Genomic DNA, 18,188 nt, shown 5'->3' on the forward strand with positions numbered 1-18,188 from the left:
ATGCAGAATATGGTGATTCTTGGCGCCACAGGTTCTATCGGTGCCAGTACCCTGAGTGTTATCGAGCAAAATCCTGAAGACTATTCGGTGCATACCCTAGTGGCGCACCGCAGTGTCGACAAGATGCTGGAGTTGTGTCTTAAACACAATCCATCGATAGCCCATATGGTCGACCCTCAAGCCGCTGCCGAATTGCAGCGTCGTTTACCGCCGCATATGGCGATAACTGTTTCATCGGGCGAAGATGAACTGGCAAGCATAGTGGCTTTGCCAGAGGTTGATACCGTGATGGCAGCAATTGTCGGCGCAGCAGGTCTACCTTCTACGCTAGCGGCAGTTAAGGCGGGGAAAAGGGTACTGCTGGCTAACAAAGAATCACTGGTGATGTCTGGGCGATTGTTTATCGATGCCATGCAAGCTTCTGGGGCAACCGTGTTGCCAGTCGATAGCGAGCACAACGCCATTTTCCAGTGTCTGCCAGAAATTGTGCAGCAATCTGTTGGTGTGTGCGATCTCACCTCGGCGGGTATTTCTCATATTTTGCTGACGGGATCTGGTGGACCTTTTCTCACCTCGGATCTTAATACCCTTAGCCAGATGACGCCCGATCAGGCGTGCAAACACCCTAACTGGTCTATGGGGCGTAAGATTTCGGTCGATTCCGCCAGCATGATGAACAAGGGGCTTGAGTATATCGAGGCGCGCTGGTTGTTTAATGCCACCAAAGCACAATTAAAGGTTGTGGTGCATCCGCAAAGCGTGATTCACTCAATGGTGCAATATAAAGATGGTAGTGTGCTGGCCCAGATGGGTAACCCGGATATGCGCACCCCTATTGCTCATTGCATGGCCTATCCAGAAAGAATTTTGGCCGGTGTTGAACCTTTAGATTTTTTCAAAGTCGGACAGTTAAGCTTTCTTGAACCCGATTTTACGCGTTTCCCCTGCTTGAAGTTAGCCATAGATGCCTGTGAGCAGGGACAGGAAGCCACCACTGTACTGAATGCGGCCAATGAGATGTCGGTAGCGGCTTTTTTAGCTGGCCAGATACGCTTCACCGATATTGCGCGGGTAAACGAGTATTGCCTGACTCAATTGGCGCAGCAGAGTTTAGACAGCATAGAAGATATATTGGCACTGGATACCCAGGCCCGCCGAGTGGCGAACGAATACCTGAACAGGCTGTAATAACGGCCTGGCTATAAGCAGAGATAAGGAGAGGAATGCTAGACTTTTTGTGGAACTTAGGCTCATTTATTATTGCCTTAGGAATGCTTATCACAGCCCATGAATATGGCCATTTCTGGGTGGCCAGACGATGTGGCGTGAAGGTCGAGCGTTTTTCTATCGGCTTCGGTAAGGCTATTTGGCGCAAAGTGGGCGCCGATGGTACCGAATATGTCGTGGCCATGATCCCCCTTGGCGGTTACGTCAAGATGCTCGATGAGCGGGTCGATACTGTGCCAGATGAATTGAAAGAGCAGGCGTTTAACCGTAAGTCTGTGTGGCAACGCATCGCCATAGTGGGTGCAGGTCCTATGGCCAACTTTGTGTTTGCCATTTTTGCACTCTATATCATGTATCTCATCGGTGTTCCCTCGATTAAGCCCGTCATTGAGTCGACTCAAATTGACTCGCCCGCGGCGGTTATTCAGGTAAACAAACCTTTGCAAGTGATTGCCGTTGGCGATCGCAGCGTGCGTAACTGGGAAGAGGTGACCTATGCCTTAGTAGGTCATATCGGCGATGACGCTATCGATGTGACTCTGGCGCCGCTGTCTGGCGTAATGGGCGAGGAGCGCACCTATAAGCTTGATACTCGCAACTGGAAATTTAATCCAGAGACAGAGTCTCCCATCACCTCTTTAGGGCTCAATGTTTTTAGGCCCGCTATCACACCTAAGTTAGGCCTTGTCGCTGAAGATGGTGCCGCCTACGATGCCGGCATTCGAGTGGGTGACACCTTAGTGGCGGTGGATGGCGAGCGCTACGGTGACTGGGATCAGTTTGTTGCCAAGATAAAAGCCTCTGCCGATAAGCCGTTGACGGTTACCGTCAGACGCGATGGCGAGCAGTTACGATTGAATGTGACCCCTAAAGCCAGAACCATAGAAGGTGGCAAGGTGGAAGGCGTGATAGGGGTTGCGCCCACTCAAGCTCCTTGGCCTGAAGAGATGCGTTTGCAACTCGAATATGGCGTAGGTGAATCCCTATGGGTGGCCGCAGATAAAACGTGGCAACTTGTATCGGTCAGCATTAAGATGATTGGCAAATTATTTACCGGTGATGTATCGGTGAAGAATTTGAGTGGACCTATCTCCATTGCGCAAGGAGCAGGGAATAGCGCTAACTATGGTTTAGTTTACTTTTTGGGATTCCTGGCATTAATCAGCGTGAACTTAGGCATTATTAATTTATTGCCTTTACCCGTGCTTGATGGCGGGCATCTGTTATATTACTTCATCGAAGTGATCACAGGCAGGCCTGTACCGGAAAAGGTGCAGGAAATTGGATTCAGATTTGGGGCAGCCTTGCTGCTAATGTTGATGAGTATCGCCCTTTTCAATGATTTTTCCCGACTCTGAGCAAGGACACACACATAATTAGAAGTGCTCTATGAGATTGAATAAAATTTTTGCCTCGATGTTATTAGTCGGTGCGTCTTTATCAGGGAAGGGTTGGGCCGACACATTCCAGCCTTTTGAAGTGACCGACATTCAGGTTAAGGGACTGCAACGCGTTGCGCTGGGTGCAGCTTTGCTCAATATTCCGATCAAAGTCGGTGATACAGTGGATGAGATGCGCCTGCAGCAGGCGATCAAGAGTCTGTATTCTTCGACTAACTTTGAGCATATCGAAGTCAGTCGCGACGGTAGCGTATTGGTGGTGACGGTCAAAGAAAGACCCACTATCAGCATTGTTACCTTTGAAGGCAACAAAGATATTAAGGACGAGCAGCTTCAAGAGAGTCTCGACGGCAGTGGCGTTAAGACGGGTGAGTCGCTGGATCGTACCATGCTCAGTGGTATTGAGAAGAGCCTGCAGGATTTCTACTATGGTGTGGGTAAGTATGGCGCCAAGGTTGAAGCCCAGGTGATCAACTTGCCACGTAACCGTGTCGAATTGAAGTTTAAGTTTACCGAAGGTTTGGCGGCTGAGATTCGCCAGATCAACGTGGTCGGCAATACAATATTTAGCGATGCTGAGCTGATCGGTATGCTAGAGCTGAAAGACTTTGTGGCGTGGTGGGATCTCTTTGGTGAGCGTCGCTATCAGAAGCAGAAGCTCCAGGCTGACCTTGAAACCATCAAGACCTTCTACCACAACCGGGGTTATATCCGTTTCGATGTGACCTCAACTCAGGTTGCTATGACGCCGGATCGTAAAGGCCTCTATATCACGATTAACGTCAATGAAGGTGAGCAGTATAAGGTTAAGGAAGTTAACCTGACTGGTGATCTCATGGGCCGTGAAGAGGTGATGCAGGCGATTTTGCCAATTAAAGCAGGTGACACCTATAACGGCGCAGACGTTACGTTTACCGAAGAGATGTATGGCAAATATCTGGGCCGTTTCGGCTATGCCTACCCTGAGGTGAAAACCTATCCAGAGATTGACGATGAGACCAAAGAAGTGGCCCTCAACGTTAATATCAAGCCGGGTAAGCGCGTCTACGTGCGTAGCATTAACTTCACTGGTAACCAAGTGACCAAAGATGAAGTGATGCGTCGTGAGCTGCGTCAGATGGAAGGCGCTTGGTTGAACTCGGCGCAGGTCGAGCAGTCCAAAGCCCGTCTTAACCGTCTAGGTTATTTTGAGACCGTTGATACACAAACCGTACAAGTGCCTGGCACGGACGATCTTGTGGATGTTGATTTTACCGTGAAAGAGCAGCCATCAGGCTCGTTTAACGCGGGTGTGGGTTATGGTACCGAATCAGGCTTAAGCCTACAGTTTGGTGTACAACAGAGTAACTTCTTAGGTACGGGTAACCAGGCCGGGATTAACCTCAATACCAACAAGTATTCTAAGAACGTCAATATTAACTATACCGACCCGTACTTTACCAAAGACGGTGTGAGTTTAGGTGGTAGCATCTACTGGAACGAGTTTGATGCGCAGGAAGCGAACCTTGAGCGCTATAAGAACAGCTCTTATGGTGTGGCGCTTAACTCAGGTTTCCCGATCAATGAATACAACCGTCTCAACGGTGGTATCGGTTATCGTCACAACAGTATTTCGGAGATCTCTGCCTACGAGCAGGCGCTGCGTTTCTACAACATCTACCGTGATGCTAACGATCCAAATGCTGATCTGTCGTTCGATAACTTTGAGCTAACCGCAGGTTGGTACCGCAGCACGCTAAACCGTGGTACTTTCCCAACCGATGGCTCATCACAGCGTCTGAGCGGAAAGATGACGATTCCAGGTTCAGATCTGCAGTACTTTAAGGCCGATTTTGATACCAGTTTTTACTGGCCAATCAACCGCAGCCACAGCTTCGTGCTCTTAACTAAGGCGCGTCTGGGTTACGGTAACGGTTATGGTCAGTATAATGATAACGATCAGATCCTACCTTTCTGGGAAAACTACTACTCGGGTGGTTCGAGCTCACTGCGTGGCTTTAAGTCTAACTCAGTGGGTCCGCGTTCATTCTATCTCTATCGTGGCAGCGAGCCTTGTTCGCCAGATCCAGCGGGTGATACTTGTACCTTGCCTGGGGATCCAAACCGTGTCACGGTAAGTGACGGTCGCTCTATTGGTGGTAACGCCATCGCGACGGCAAGCCTCGAGATGATTGTACCAACACCTTTCTTGGATGAGGCGTACACCAACTCGGTACGTACCAGCTTCTTTATTGATGCGGGTAACGTTTGGGATACTGAGTTCAACTATGACGCTTATCGCTTCCTACCTGTGGAGCAATTTGACAAATTAGAGGACTATTCCGATCCAGGGCGTATTCGTGCATCGGCAGGGATGAGCGTCCAGTGGTTGTCGCCTATGGGACCTATGGTATTTAGCCTTGCATGGCCAATCAAAAAATATGAAGATGACGATACAGAGATCTTCTCGTTCAACATTGGTAAAACTTTCTAAAGTAGAACTAATTTAATTTATAAATCATCGGCAAGTTTTGCTGATAATAAGGAGTTTATTTTGAATAAGATGTTTAATCGCGCAATGATGGTTTTGGTTCTTTTAGGTGCTCCTCTGGCGGCACAAGCTGAAAAAATTGCCGTAGTCGATATGCAGGCGGTTTTTGAGCAGCTACCACAGCGCGAAGAAGTGAGCAAAACACTGAAGACTGAGTTTGGCGATCGTGTTGCTGGTGTTCAGAAGATGCAAGAAGAGCTTCGTGGCATGCTTGAAAAGCAACAACGCGATGCAGCGCTGATGAGTGAAACACAAAAAACTGACATGTTGCGTCAAATGGAATCTCTCAAGGCTGAGCTACAGCTAAAGGGTAAGGCCCTTGATGAAGATATGCGTCGTCGTAACGGTGAAGAGCAGAACAAGTTGCTGGTTAAAGTACAAAAGGCGATCAGCGAGATTGCCGAGAAAGAAAAGTATGACGTAGTACTTCAGCGTGGCGCTGTGATCTATGTTAAGCCTGAATCAGATATCAGCAACAAGGTTGTTGAAGTCCTGAGCAAAGGCTAATACTCGATGACAAGTTATACATTAAGAGAGATAGCGACCCATCTTAATGCTGAGGTAAAGGGTGACGACACTTTGGTAGTTCATCGTGTCGCCACGCTGGAAAAGGCTCAGGAAGGAGAGATCTCCTTCCTGGCAAATGCGAAATACCAGAGTCAGCTAGCTGGCACAAGTGCATCGGCGGTATTGCTATCACCAAAGATGGCCGAGCAATTTGATGGCAACGCCGTCATCTTAAATGACCCCTATGTGGGTTTTGCTCGTGTTGCGCAGCTGCTCGATACCACCCCAAAGGCGGCCGAGGCGATTCACGCTACCGCCGTGGTCGATCCCAGTGCTCAACTGGGTGAAGGCGTGGCCATTGGTGCCAATGCAGTCATTGGTGCCAATGTTATCTTGGGTGAGAATGTTCAGATAGGTCCAGGCTGTGTCATCGGCCAGGATGTGATCATTGGTTCTAATACTATCCTCTGGGCCAATGTGACCCTATACCATGACGTACATTTGGGCACGGATTGTATTGTTCATTCGGGCACAGTGATCGGCTCAGATGGTTTTGGTTATGCCAATGAGCGTGGTCAGTGGGTTAAGATCCCGCAGACCGGTGGGGTACGTATCGGCAATCGCGTGGAAATCGGGTCTTCTACCAGTATTGACCGCGGCGCGCTGGATCATACAGAGATCCACGATGGTGTGATTATCGATAATCAGGTGCAGATAGCCCATAACGTGATTATTGGTGAAAACACGGCATTGGCCGGTAGTTCTACCTTTGCAGGTAGTTGTACCATAGGTAAATACTGTATCATAGGCGGCTGCAGTGCAGTGGCCGGGCATCTTTCGATTGCTGACGGTACCCACATCTCAGGTGGCACCAATGTGACGAGTGTTATTCGAGAGCCTGGTGTATACTCTTCTGCTACTATTGCGATGGAGAACAAGTTGTGGCGACGTAATACCGTCAGATTCAGGCAACTTGATGAGTTGTTCCAGCGCGTGAACAAGCTTGAAAAAAACGTTAAATCAGATGATTAACTGCCTGAGGGCAGCTAAGGAAGTTATTGAGTGTCAAATCAATTAAATACAATGGATATCAAAGAGATCCTGAAGTTTTTACCTCACAGGTATCCGTTTTTATTGATCGATAGAGTCCTGGACTTTACGCCAGGTGAAACACTGCATGCGATCAAAAATGTCACCATCAATGAGCCGTTTTTCCAAGGCCATTTCCCTGTAGCGCCCGTTATGCCAGGTGTCTTGATCCTTGAAGCTATGGCCCAAGCAACCGGTCTGTTAGCGTTTAAAACCATGAGCGACGTGCCTTCTAACGATACCTTGTACTATTTCGCCGGTATCGACAACGCTCGTTTTAAGCGTGTGGTCGAGCCAGGTGACCAACTTCATTTCGAAGTTAAAATGATCAAAGAGCGCCGCGGGATTGGCGTATTCACAGGTGAAGCTAAGGTCGATGGTGAACTAGTTTGTTCAGCAGAGATCATGTGTGCCCGCAGAGAGATAGCCAAGTGATTGATAAGTTAGCATTTGTACACCCAGATGCCAAAATCGGTAACAATGTTACCATCGGCCCTTGGACCTACATTGGCCCAGATGTAGAGATCGGTGACGATTGTCATCTGAGTTCCCATGTGGTGGTTAAAGGCCCAACGGTTATCGGTAAGGGTAACCGAATTTTTCAGTTCGCCTCAGTGGGAGAGGATTGTCAGGATAAGAAATATGCTGGCGAACCGACCCGACTCATTATCGGCGACAACAATGTGATCCGTGAGTCTGTTACCATTCACCGTGGTACTGTGCAGGATAACAGCGAGACCCGTATCGGCTCCAACAACCTATTTATGGCCTATGTGCATATCGCTCACGACTGTGTGGTGGGTAATAATGTGATTATGGCCAATAATGCCTCAATCGCCGGCCACGTACACGTGGGTGATTGGGCGATTTTGGGTGGCATGACAGGTGTGCATCAGTTTGTACATATCGGTGCCCATGCCTTTACTGCTGGTTGCTCACTCGTCCTGCAAGATGTGCCGCCTTTCGTGATGGCATCGGGTCAACCTGCTATCCCTCGTGGCCTGAACAGTGAAGGCCTCAAGCGCCGTGGTTTTTCTAAAGAGAGCCAACTGGCCGTGCGCCGTGCATACAAGACCTTGTATCGTAAGGGCTTGACGGTTGAAGAAGCGGTTGCCGCTCTGGGAGAAGATGCCCAGGATGAGCAGGTTCAGTTACTGATGGACTTTGTGGTCAACTCGAACCGAGGCATTATTCGTTAATCGGTCGCGTTAATCGGTATTAGTTATCGAAGAAAAGCTCGTGTTCACGGGCTTTTTTTATTTTCAGTAATAGCAATGACAGTAAGTTAGTGATCAGAAATAGCGCAGGAAAAACGCTTGAGAACAAAGCAGGATTTTTAGATAAGTAGTTATTCTACAATTAAAAATACTAATGCCGTTATCGAGCATTTTAACAAGCAAGAATGATCCATTATTTATTACGATTGGTATAAGCAAGTAACAGAAGATGAATCAGAGCAATCAAAAAGTCTTTGCCATGGTGGCGGGGGAGCTATCAGGCGATATTCTCGGTGCAGGCCTGATTAAGGCGCTGAAACAGCAATACCCGGATGCACGTTTTGTTGGCATTGGTGGCCCGCAAATGGACGCTTTAGGGTTTGAGTCCCTGTTTTCTTTCGAAGAGCTTGCAGTAATGGGGCTGGTTGAGGTGTTGTCACGCCTGCCGCGCCTGCTTAAGGTAAGAAAAACCCTCATTGAAGAGATCACCAGCTTAAAGCCTGACTGCTTTATTGGAATCGATGCGCCTGACTTTAATATCGGTTTGGAGTTGAAACTCAAGGCTCAGGGAATCAAGACGGTTCATTATGTCAGCCCTTCTGTTTGGGCCTGGCGTCCTAAGCGGATCTTCAAGATAGCCAAGGCGACCAACATGGTGTTGTCTCTGCTGCCGTTCGAGAAAGCCTTCTACGATGAACATAATGTGCCCTGTACCTTTGTTGGCCACACTCTGGCTGACGATATTCCGCTACAAAGTGATAAGCTCGCTGCCCGAGAAGTGCTGGGGTTAGATGCTCATGCCGAGTATCTCGCGATTTTACCTGGCTCGCGTGGCGGTGAACTTAAGCAGCTGGCCGAACCTTTTGTGCAGGCGGCGGTAAAATTAAGGCAAAAGTATCCTGACCTTAAGTTTGTGACTCCGCTGGTAAATGCCAAGCGCCGCGCTCAGTTTGAGCAGGCCCTTAAGGCCCACGCACCGGATCTCGACATTCATTTGGTGGAAGGCCAATCACGCACAGTGATGGCGGCTGCTGATGCAATTTTGCTGGCCTCGGGCACGGCGACATTGGAGGCCATGTTAGTCAAACGCCCCATGGTGGTGGCCTACCGCGTATCGCCAATAACCTACCGTATCGCCAAAGGAATGATGCAGATCGAGCATTATTCGCTGCCCAACTTGTTGGCTGGCAAAGAGATCATTCCTGAACTGATTCAGGCTGATTGCACTGCCGATAAGATAGCCGATGCTGTTGCCAAGCAGCTTGATGGCGATCATCAGCCGCTGATAGATACCTTTACCGCGCTGCATCATCAACTCAGATGTGATGCCAGCCAACGGGCCGCTCAGGCGGTTGTTACACTCGTTGAGGCAAAATAGATGGCTATATATAAAGATATTACCCAGGCGCAGATCGACGAGCTGTGCTGCGGATTTTATGCCGGCGTCGATGAGGTGGGCCGTGGTCCCTTAGTCGGTGATGTGGTGACGGCCGCCGTGGTGCTGGACCCCAATAAACCGATAGCCGGGCTTAACGACTCAAAAAAGCTGTCTGAGAAGAAGCGCGATGCCCTCTATGAGGCGATCTTGGCCAATGCGCTGGATGTCAGTGTCGGGCGCTGCTCACCACAGGAAATCGATGAACTCAACATATTACACGCCACCATGTTGGCGATGCAGCGCGCCGTGGCAGGCTTACGTGCCAGGCCCGATAGGGTGCTGATCGACGGTAACCGTGTGCCAGCATTTGAAGATGCGAGCCTTGAGGGACACGCAGTGATCAAGGGTGACGGCTTAATCCCGGCCATCAGCGCCGCCTCGATCGTCGCTAAAGTCGTGCGTGACCGAGAGATGGAAGTCCTGGATAAACGCTATCCAGAGTATGGCTTTGCTCAGCATAAGGGTTATCCCACCAAGGCTCATTTCGAGGCGCTTGAGGCCCATGGGGTATTGCCCGAACACCGTAAGAGTTTCCGCCCCGTCAAGGAGCGTTTAGACGCTTGTTAAATGGCGAAGTGCCCTCGGCCCGCGACTGGTGCCTGGGGCGCGACTCTGTTACTCTTTCAAGGCGATAACCTGCCGATAAAAAAAGAAATTAGCTAACTATGTCAGAACCTCGTTTCGTGCACCTGCGCGTCCACAGTGATTTTTCCATGTCTGATGGCCTTGCCAAGGTCAAGCCTATTCTCGCCAAGGCGACCGAATATGAGATGGCGGCGCTGGCGCTGACCGACAATACCAACCTGTGTGGTTTGGTTAAGTTCTATAGCGGCTGTCATGGTGCGGGGATCAAGCCCATCGTGGGTTGTGATTTCGCTATGCTGGTGCCGGGGTTTGACGATGAGTTTTGCTCGCTGACCGTGCTGGCGATGAACAATCAGGGTTATAAGAATCTCACCTTGTTGATCAGTGATGCCTATCTGCGTGGTCATGTTAAAGATAGGGCGGCGATCGACCAGGCCTGGCTTGAAAAATACAGCGAGGGACTGATCTTACTCTCGGGCGCCAAAGATGGCGATGTGGGTAAGGCGCTGCTTAAGGGAAACCGTGGCCAGGTCGAGTCCCTGGTGGATTTCTATCAAACCCATTTTCCAAATCGATACTACCTTGAGCTGATCCGTACCGGTCGCCCTGATGAAGAGCGTTACCTGCATATGGCGGTCGAGCTGGCGGGGCAGAAAGACTTGCCTGTGGTCGCCACCAACCAGGTGGTGTTTATGCAACCCGAGCAGTTTGAGGCCCATGAGATCCGTGTGGCCATCTCAGACGGCTTTACTCTAGCGGATCCTAGGCGACCTCGGCGTTACAGTGAACAGCAATATTTCCGCAGCCAAGATGAGATGTGTGAGCTGTTTGACGATATTCCCGAGGCGCTGCAAAACAGTGTGGAGATCGCCAAGCGTTGTAACGTCACCGTGAGGCTAGGAGAGTACTTCCTGCCTAATTTCCCCACGGGCGATCTCTCCATCGAAGACTTTCTGGTCGAGGTGTCCAAGAAGGGCCTTGAGGAGCGTTTGGAGTTCCTGTTTCCCGATGAGGCGGAGCGCGCCGAGAAACGCGGCGAATATGACGAGCGTCTTGATGTCGAGCTCACCGTGATTAATAACATGGGCTTCCCCGGCTACTTCCTTATCGTAATGGAGTTCATCCAGTGGGGTAAGGACAACGGTATTCCTATCGGGCCGGGGCGTGGTTCGGGTGCGGGGTCCTTGGTGGCCTATGCGCTGAAGATCACCGACCTGGATCCGTTGGAATTCGATTTGCTGTTCGAACGTTTCCTTAACCCCGAGCGTGTTTCCATGCCCGACTTCGATGTCGACTTCTGCATGGACAGGCGAGACGAGGTGATTGACCACGTAGCCGAACTCTATGGCCGCGACGCCGTATCACAGATCATCACCTTCGGTACCATGGCGGCTAAGGCCGTAGTGCGCGACGTGGGCCGTGTGCTTGGCCATCCTTATGGTTTTGTCGACCGCATCTCTAAGATGATCCCCGCCGAGCCGGGCATGACTCTGGCTAAGGCCTTCGAGGCCGAGCCAGCGCTGCCCGAGGCCTACGATGCCGACGAAGAGGTGAAAGATCTCATCGACATGTGCAGGGTGCTCGAAGGGGTGACCCGTAACGCCGGTAAGCACGCGGGAGGCGTGGTGATCGCGCCGACCGTGATCACCGACTTTGCGCCGCTCTATTGTGATGCCGAGGGGCACAACCCGGTCACCCAGTTCGATAAAAACGATGTGGAAACTGCAGGTCTGGTGAAGTTCGACTTCCTAGGGCTGCGTACCCTGACCATCATTGACTGGGCGCTGCAGATGATCAATCCGTATCTGGCGAAACAAGGTAAAGAGCCAGTGCGCATCGAGGCGATCGCCTTGGATGACCCGGCGTCTTTCCGCCTGTTGCAGCGCTATGAAACCACCGCCGTGTTCCAGTTGGAATCCCGCGGTATGAAAGATCTGATTAAGCGTCTGCAACCAGACTGCTTCGAAGATATGATCGCTCTGGTGGCCCTGTTCCGTCCGGGGCCCTTGCAATCGGGCATGGTAGATAACTTCATCGAACGTAAGCACGGCCGTGAAGAGGTCTCTTACCCCGATATTCAGTGGCAGCACGATAGCCTTAAGCCTATCCTAGAGCCGACCTACGGCATCATTCTCTATCAGGAACAGGTGATGCAGATCGCCCAGGTGCTCTCTGGCTATACGCTGGGCGGCGCGGATATGTTGCGTCGTGCCATGGGTAAGAAGAAACCCGAGGAGATGGCCAAGCAGCGTAGCATCTTCAAAGAGGGGGCGGAAAAGAACGGCATCGACGGCGAGCTGGCGATGAAGATCTTCGACTTGGTGGAAAAATTTGCCGGTTACGGTTTCAACAAGTCGCACTCGGCCGCTTACGCCTTGGTTTCCTATCAGACCCTTTGGCTCAAGACCCATTACCCGGCGCAGTTTATGGCGGCGGTGATGTCTGCCGATATGGATAACACTGACAAGATTGTTACCCTGGTCGATGAGTGTGAGCGCATGGGGCTGCCGCTGCTGCCGCCTGATGTGAATAAGGGCTTGTTCCGTTTTACCGTGGATGACGACCTTAATATCGTCTACGGCATCGGCGCCATCAAGGGCGTGGGTGAAGGGCCGGTAGAGTCGATTCTCAAGGCCCGTGAAGATGGTCCATTTGTGGATCTGTTTGATTTCTGTGCCCGGGTGGATCTGAAAAAGCTTAACCGCCGGGTGATTGAAAAGCTGATCTGCGCCGGCGCGCTGGATAACCTGGGGCCGCATCGCGCGTCCATGATGGCGACCTTGCCTGAGGCGATCCGCGCGGCCGACCAACATGCCAAGGCTGAGGCGATCGGCCAGCACGATATGTTTGGCCTGCTCAACAGCGAGCCAGAAGATAGCAAGCAGCAATTTGTTCAGTGTACCCCTTGGCCCGATAAGATCTGGCTCGAAGGGGAGCGGGAAACCTTAGGTCTATACCTGACAGGTCACCCGATCAATCAGTACCTGAAAGAGCTTAAACATTACACCTCAGGCAGGCTTAAGGATGTCCATCCTACCGAGCGCGGCAAGACCACTAAGGCGGCAGGCCTGGTGGTGGCGACGCGTGTGATGATGACCAAGCGTGGCTCTAAGATGGGGTTAGTGACTCTGGATGATAAGAGTGCGCGCCTCGAGGTGATGCTGTTTACCGAGGCCTTTGAGAAATTTGGCGAGCTGCTGGAGAAGGACAGAATATTAATCGTCGAAGGCGAAGTGAGTTTCGACGATTTCTCCGGCGGCAATCGCATGACGGCGCGTAACATTATCGACATGGGTGAGGCTCGCAGCCATTTTGCCCACGCGGTTGAGGTGGATCTGGACGGCGCCAGTGTGACTCCTGAGTGGCTCAGTCAGTTCCAGGCGGCCGTAGAACCTTGGAAAGCGGGCAGTGTGCCCGTGGTGATTAATTATGCCCAGCCGACGGCGAAGGCGCAGTTCAGGCTTGGGGATGAGTGGCGAGTGAACCCCACGGATGAGCTGATGTTGGCGCTTGAGACGTTGACCGGCTCAGATAAGGTCAGGATCCTCTTCTAAATGGCTATCGACAGCTTCTGCCCGTTTGATGCACTAAGCAAACTGGTTGCCCAGATAGCGCCGCCGGCTGGCACTAAGTTAGTGCTGGCTTACAGTGGCGGCGTCGACTCTGAGGTGCTTGCCTATGGGCTGAGCCAATTGAGCAAGGTAAAGAGCGAGCTCAGTTATCAGCTGGTGCATGTCCACCATGGCCTAAGTGATAATGCTGATGGCTGGCAGTCGCACTGTGAGCGGCGCGCCCGTGAATATGGGCTGCCAATTGCGGTGAAACGTGTCACTGTGGCGAGCGGCGCGCGTATTAGCCTGGAGGCAGCGGCGCGGGACGCCAGATATGCGGCGCTTAGGGAGGAGCTTAGCCCAGGTGATATCCTGCTCACCGCTCATCATCAGGACGATCAGCTCGAAACCTTGCTGCTGGCGCTTAAGCGTGGGCTAGGCCCCAAAGGCTTAGCGGCCATGGGAGAGGTGCAAGCCTTTAGCCCGGATAACCTAATGCTCAGACCCTTGCTTGGGGTTGCTCGCGCACAAATTGAAGCTTTCGCTAAGGCCGCAGGACTGACCCATATTCAAGATGAGAGCAATCTCGACAGTCGATTCGATCGCAACTTCCTGCGCCTTGAGGTGCTGCCGACATTGACCGCTCGCTGGCCCGCCTTTGCCGCGACAGCCAGCCGCAGTGCCCAGCTTTGCGCCGAGCAGCAGGCGTTGATTGACGAGGAGGTAAGCCTTCGCTTACCTGCCATGCTGGTAAGCGTGCCCCATGCTGAGTATCAGGTGTTAGATCTTAAGGCCCTGGCCAATGAGCGAGCGCTATGGCGACCTCATCTGCTGCGAGGTTTTATCGAGTATCGGGGCTTTGCCTTGCCCTCGGCGGCGCAGCTTGGCGAGATCCTTAATCAATTGCTGGCGGCGAAGGCCGATGCCCAGGTGGCGATCCGCATTAAGTCGATGCAGCTGAGACGCTTTCAGCATCATCTTTATCTGGATCCTGTCGTGCTTGAACCTAGAGTCGGGAGAAGGCTTACTGGTGTTGGCCCTCATCCCGATACGCCCGAGTTAAGCTGGCCAATCGATAGCCGATTGCAGCTGCGGGCGAGCTGGGCTGAGACTGGGCCCAGGTTAACCCTTAATGAATCTTTGCCTTTACGGCTGGCGTTTGGCGCACCTGGCGGGCTGCGCTGTCATCCGCATTCGCGGGATAAGGGAAGAGAGCTAAAGAAACTGTGGCAGGAGTTTGCCGTGCCGCCATGGGAGCGTAGTCGCGTGCCGCTGATATTCGCAGGCGATAAGTTGGTGGCCGCCGTGGGTTGTTGGGTCGAAAAGGGTTTTCTGGCCAGTGAAGGCGAAGGGGGCTGGCAGTTCACGCTTGCGTGTTCAACCTGGCCTATTGCTAACCCTTGACTCTGAGCCTCAATCTCAGGCCTCAAGCTCTAGCCTTAAGCAGGGGGCTTACCCTCGAAGCAGAAGCCCTCTAGGCAGGCAGCTTCAGAGCACAATCTTCAGTGCAGCGTCTTTGGCGTATAACCTTCAGTGTATAGTCTTCAGCGCTGAGTGGGCTATCTTTATGAGGCTTGATCGATACGGTAGCAACGACGCCCGGCTGCCTTAGCGTGATAAAGCGCCCTGTCGGCCCGCAAGTAAAGCGCCTCAGCATCCTTGTCTCCATGCCACTGAGCTGCCCCAAGGCTGCACTGTACCTGAAATTTGTTTAGCAGGTTATCCTGAGCCATTAGGGCGAGGATACGTTCACACAAGATTCTTGCCGCGGCGGCATCCCCCTCGACGATAAGCGTAAATTCATCTCCGCCGATGCGAAATGCCTGATCGCTATCTCTGATCGCTTGATTCAGGGTTTTGCCGAATTGACACAGCACCTCATCGCCTACCAGATGGCCATACTTATCATTCAGACTCTTGAAGTTGTCTAAATCCAGCACCACTAGTGTGATCGCATCATCATGGCGCAGTGCGCGGGCCATAACCTGCTTGAGGCTCTGTTCATAGTAGCGACGGTTACCCAGCTGAGTGAGCGAGTCGTGCATCGCCTGTTTCGCCATCTGTTGGTAGGCGATGGCATTGACCAGAGGGCTTAGCAGCAGAGATTGCAGCTGATACAGCAGCTCTGTCTGGGGCTTGACCAGAGGCGCCGACAGACGATAGGCGATCACCGCGTTCAAACCATCATGGCTAAGGTTTTGTTTTATTAGTAGACCTTGCTCAGTGCCCCAGCTTAGCTGATACTCTTTATAGACAAGGCTGACACCTTGAACTGGCAAGTATTGTCCCATGAGTTTGCCGTAGCAGGCAAAAACCGTCCGTGGATCTAGGCTCTCATGCAACTGTTGCATAACAGAAACCAGATTAGGGACACTGGCTGAATTGTGATGGTGATCTGGCTGATAGCGATATTCGTCAAACGAAAATTCTGTCGCTAAGGCAAAGTCCATAATCTTTACTCCACAATGTAACGGACCTGAGATAATGTTTGTAAAGCAAAAAACGTGCCTAATACTAAATGATGACTTTGTCTTTATTAGTCATTAAGTTAGTCTGTAAGAGGTGAGTTCTTTCGTGGTGACAGTATTTTGACTTCGGTGAAAACTTGACGCTTTGAACTCATGCTCTGCGGCGATATAGGGGAATCCGACCTGGTACTTGGTCGGTAGCAGATAATGGAGCGTTAATGGAACACGGCATACTGGTTAAGATCCTCTTGATGTTAATGATGGCTATCGTCGCGATTGCCCTCTTTAGACGTGCTGGGTTGCCGGCGATCTTGGCTTATTTGATCACTGGCGTGATCAGTGGTCCTTCCCTATTCAATTGGTTTACTCAGCAGCAGATCCACTCGGTAGCAGAGCTGGGGGTCGTACTATTGATGTTCTCCCTCGGTCTGGAATTCTCTCTGCCCAGGCTATGGGCCATGCGCCGCACCGTATTTGGATTAGGCTCAGCCCAGATGACGGTTACCGTCGTTTTAACCATGTGTATTAGCATGTTATTCGGGCTTAATCTTAGCGAATCTATCGTGGTCGGTTCGGCCATCGCACTGTCATCCACAGCCATTGTACTGAAACTCCTTAACGAGCGTGGCTGGCTCAGGCGTCGCCATGGTGAGTTGTCAGTTAGTGTGCTCTTGTTTCAGGATCTCGCGGTTGTGCCTTTGCTGATCCTTATGCCATTGCTGGCCTCCGATGGTGAGGTGTTAAGCTGGCAAGAGATCGTACTCGCTATGGGGGAAGGGGTTCTGGCCTTTATCGCCTTGATGGCCGTGGGTAAGTGGGCGCTTCCTAAGGTGTTTGATGAAGTGGCACGTTCGCGCTCCAATGAGCTGTTTGTGCTGTCGACCTTAGTGGTCGCTTTAGTCACCGGGGCATTAACTCAGTGGCTGGGACTTTCTATGGCATTGGGCGCCTTTATTGCCGGTATGCTGCTGGGCGAGAGCCAATACAAGCGTCAGCTAGAGGCTGACATTCGTCCCTTCAGAGATCTCTTGATGGGACTGTTTTTTATCTCTATCGGCATGTTGCTCGACTTTAGCCTGGTATTAGCCTTCTGGTGGCAGGTGCTGCTCTTGGTCGTGGCAGTGATCATCACCAAGGCTCTGATCGTTTTCGGTCTGTTGAGGGCGGCCAAGGAGTCGTTTCGTACCTCGGTGGCGACCGCCATTAGTCTGGCTCAGGTGGGGGAATTTAGCTTTGTCGTGTTGGCACTGGCGGTCAACTACCAGCTGTTGGAGATCACTGTCAGCACTAAGCTGGTGATGGTGGCGGTACTCTCTATGGCGGTGGCACCTTGGCTGGTGCGTCATAGCGTGGAGATCGCCAGACGTCTGCATGGGGCGAGATCGGCGCCGCTGGCCGATGGCGAGACGATACCGCCGATGGAACAGAGCAGCGAGCTGGTGTTGATCTTAGGCTATGGCCGGGTGGGGCAAACCATTGCCCGTTTTATGAAGAGTGAGGCGATCCCCTATCTGGTGCTCGACAGAGACCCGACAAGGGTGACCGAGGCGCGCCGGGCTGGTGAACCTGTCTATTTTGGCGATGTGGCCAAACGGGCGATCCTTAAGCAGGCGCAGATAAAGCAGGCCAAGCTGATTGTGCTCACTTTTACCAGCAGTCATGTGCTCGATGAAGTGTTACCCCTGTGTCGTCAGCTGGCACCAGAGGCCAAGATCTTGGTCAGAACCCGTGACGACGAAGGCATGGAGGCTTTGGAGGAAGCTGGCGCCAGCCAGGTGATACCTGAAACCCTAGAGGGCAGTCTGATGCTGGTCTCTCAGGTACTCTATCAATGTGGCGTCCCCCTGACCCGAATTCTTAAGCGCCTGGAACATGAGCGCCGTAATCACTATCAATATCTGCACGGTTTCTTCTCCGGCGAGGAAACAGATTTTACCCTGGAGCTGCTACATGCTGTCGCGCTACCCAAAGGGGCACAGGTGGTGGGTCAGCCGCTATCGGCTATTCCCTGGGAGCGACTTAGGGTAGAGCTGAGGGCGGTGCGCCGTAATGGTGCCGAGGTGGAAAGCCCTGAGCTGGATTGGCTAATTCGCCCCGGTGATATTCTGATCATTCTGGGTAAACCAAGGCGTATTGAGAAGGCCGAGCACTATCTGTTACAGGGCTAAACAGTTGT

General features: G+C 51.9%; 13 protein-coding genes. 12 read left to right on the forward strand and 1 reads right to left on the reverse strand.

From position 1 onward, the window contains the following. The 11 genes from ispC (at nt 1) to tilS (ending at nt 14,948) form a co-directional block, all read left to right on the forward strand. Nucleotides 1–1,188: a 1-deoxy-D-xylulose-5-phosphate reductoisomerase gene (gene ispC / locus CFF01_RS06170; protein WP_088904214.1), complete on the forward strand. Its 1,188-nt coding sequence runs from the start codon at nt 1–3 to the stop codon at nt 1,186–1,188. Nucleotides 1,189–1,223: 35 nt separating this feature from the next. Further along, nucleotides 1,224–2,585, forward strand: a complete 1,362-nt coding sequence (gene rseP, locus CFF01_RS06175) for a sigma E protease regulator RseP (RefSeq protein ID WP_088904215.1) — start codon at nt 1,224–1,226, stop codon at nt 2,583–2,585. Nucleotides 2,586–2,616: 31 nt separating this feature from the next. Then, the gene (bamA, locus tag CFF01_RS06180) at nt 2,617–5,100 is read left to right on the forward strand and encodes an outer membrane protein assembly factor BamA (RefSeq protein WP_033537563.1); all 2,484 of its coding nucleotides are present in this window, start codon (nt 2,617–2,619) and stop codon (nt 5,098–5,100) included. Nucleotides 5,101–5,169: 69 nt separating this feature from the next. After that, nucleotides 5,170–5,664 (forward strand): OmpH family outer membrane protein, encoded by a 495-nt coding sequence (locus CFF01_RS06185; RefSeq protein ID WP_088905893.1) that lies wholly within the window; start codon nt 5,170–5,172, stop codon nt 5,662–5,664. A gap of 6 nt (nt 5,665–5,670) precedes the next feature. Next, a complete protein-coding gene (lpxD, locus tag CFF01_RS06190) occupies nt 5,671–6,696 on the forward strand; it encodes a UDP-3-O-(3-hydroxymyristoyl)glucosamine N-acyltransferase (protein ID WP_088904216.1) in 1,026 nt (341 codons plus the stop codon). Between the two features lie 30 nt (nt 6,697–6,726). Continuing rightward, nucleotides 6,727–7,188, forward strand: coding sequence for a 3-hydroxyacyl-ACP dehydratase FabZ (gene fabZ / locus CFF01_RS06195; RefSeq protein WP_033537565.1), 462 nt, complete (start codon nt 6,727–6,729; stop codon nt 7,186–7,188). Further along, a complete protein-coding gene (gene lpxA, locus CFF01_RS06200) occupies nt 7,185–7,952 on the forward strand; it encodes an acyl-ACP--UDP-N-acetylglucosamine O-acyltransferase (protein ID WP_088904217.1) in 768 nt (255 codons plus the stop codon). The genes fabZ and lpxA overlap by 4 nt, the downstream gene beginning before the upstream one ends. A gap of 247 nt (nt 7,953–8,199) precedes the next feature. After that, nucleotides 8,200–9,348: a lipid-A-disaccharide synthase gene (lpxB, locus tag CFF01_RS06205; protein WP_088904218.1), complete on the forward strand. Its 1,149-nt coding sequence runs from the start codon at nt 8,200–8,202 to the stop codon at nt 9,346–9,348. After that, entirely contained in the window at nt 9,349–9,975 is a 627-nt protein-coding gene (rnhB, locus tag CFF01_RS06210) for a ribonuclease HII (protein WP_088904219.1), read from the forward strand. A 98-nt stretch (nt 9,976–10,073) separates the two neighbouring features. Then, the gene (dnaE, locus tag CFF01_RS06215) at nt 10,074–13,547 is read left to right on the forward strand and encodes a DNA polymerase III subunit alpha (protein ID WP_088904220.1); all 3,474 of its coding nucleotides are present in this window, start codon (nt 10,074–10,076) and stop codon (nt 13,545–13,547) included. Then, nucleotides 13,548–14,948, forward strand: a complete 1,401-nt coding sequence (gene tilS, locus CFF01_RS06220) for a tRNA lysidine(34) synthetase TilS (RefSeq protein WP_088904221.1) — start codon at nt 13,548–13,550, stop codon at nt 14,946–14,948. A 161-nt stretch (nt 14,949–15,109) separates the two neighbouring features. Here tilS and dgcS read toward each other — a convergent pair whose 3' ends face one another. After that, on the reverse strand, nt 15,110–15,994 hold the full coding sequence (gene dgcS, locus CFF01_RS06225) for a diguanylate cyclase DgcS (protein WP_088904222.1): 885 nt from the start codon (nt 15,992–15,994) through the stop codon (nt 15,110–15,112). Between the two features lie 236 nt (nt 15,995–16,230). On the opposite strand from dgcS, the gene CFF01_RS06230 reads away from it, so the two are divergent. Further along, on the forward strand, nt 16,231–18,180 hold the full coding sequence (locus tag CFF01_RS06230) for a monovalent cation:proton antiporter family protein (protein ID WP_088904223.1): 1,950 nt from the start codon (nt 16,231–16,233) through the stop codon (nt 18,178–18,180). The last annotated feature ends 8 nt before the right edge of the window (nt 18,181–18,188 follow it).

The organism is Shewanella marisflavi, assembly GCF_002215585.1.
Lineage (GTDB): Bacteria > Pseudomonadota > Gammaproteobacteria > Enterobacterales > Shewanellaceae > Shewanella > Shewanella marisflavi.

What these genes read in the sequence shown, in the direction of transcription:
- dgcS (WP_088904222.1), bottom strand. Translation starts at nt 15,994, where the DNA reads ATGGACTTTGCCTTAGCGACAGAATTTTCGTTTGACGAATATCGCTAT.
- tilS (WP_088904221.1), top strand. Translation starts at nt 13,548, where the DNA reads ATGGCTATCGACAGCTTCTGCCCGTTTGATGCACTAAGCAAACTGGTT.
- lpxB (WP_088904218.1), top strand. Translation starts at nt 8,200, where the DNA reads ATGAATCAGAGCAATCAAAAAGTCTTTGCCATGGTGGCGGGGGAGCTA.
- CFF01_RS06185 (WP_088905893.1), top strand. Translation starts at nt 5,170, where the DNA reads ATGTTTAATCGCGCAATGATGGTTTTGGTTCTTTTAGGTGCTCCTCTG.
- dnaE (WP_088904220.1), top strand. Translation starts at nt 10,074, where the DNA reads ATGTCAGAACCTCGTTTCGTGCACCTGCGCGTCCACAGTGATTTTTCC.
- rseP (WP_088904215.1), top strand. Translation starts at nt 1,224, where the DNA reads ATGCTAGACTTTTTGTGGAACTTAGGCTCATTTATTATTGCCTTAGGA.
- lpxD (WP_088904216.1), top strand. Translation starts at nt 5,671, where the DNA reads ATGACAAGTTATACATTAAGAGAGATAGCGACCCATCTTAATGCTGAG.
- bamA (WP_033537563.1), top strand. Translation starts at nt 2,617, where the DNA reads ATGAGATTGAATAAAATTTTTGCCTCGATGTTATTAGTCGGTGCGTCT.
- CFF01_RS06230 (WP_088904223.1), top strand. Translation starts at nt 16,231, where the DNA reads ATGGAACACGGCATACTGGTTAAGATCCTCTTGATGTTAATGATGGCT.
- rnhB (WP_088904219.1), top strand. Translation starts at nt 9,349, where the DNA reads ATGGCTATATATAAAGATATTACCCAGGCGCAGATCGACGAGCTGTGC.
- ispC (WP_088904214.1), top strand. Translation starts at nt 1, where the DNA reads ATGCAGAATATGGTGATTCTTGGCGCCACAGGTTCTATCGGTGCCAGT.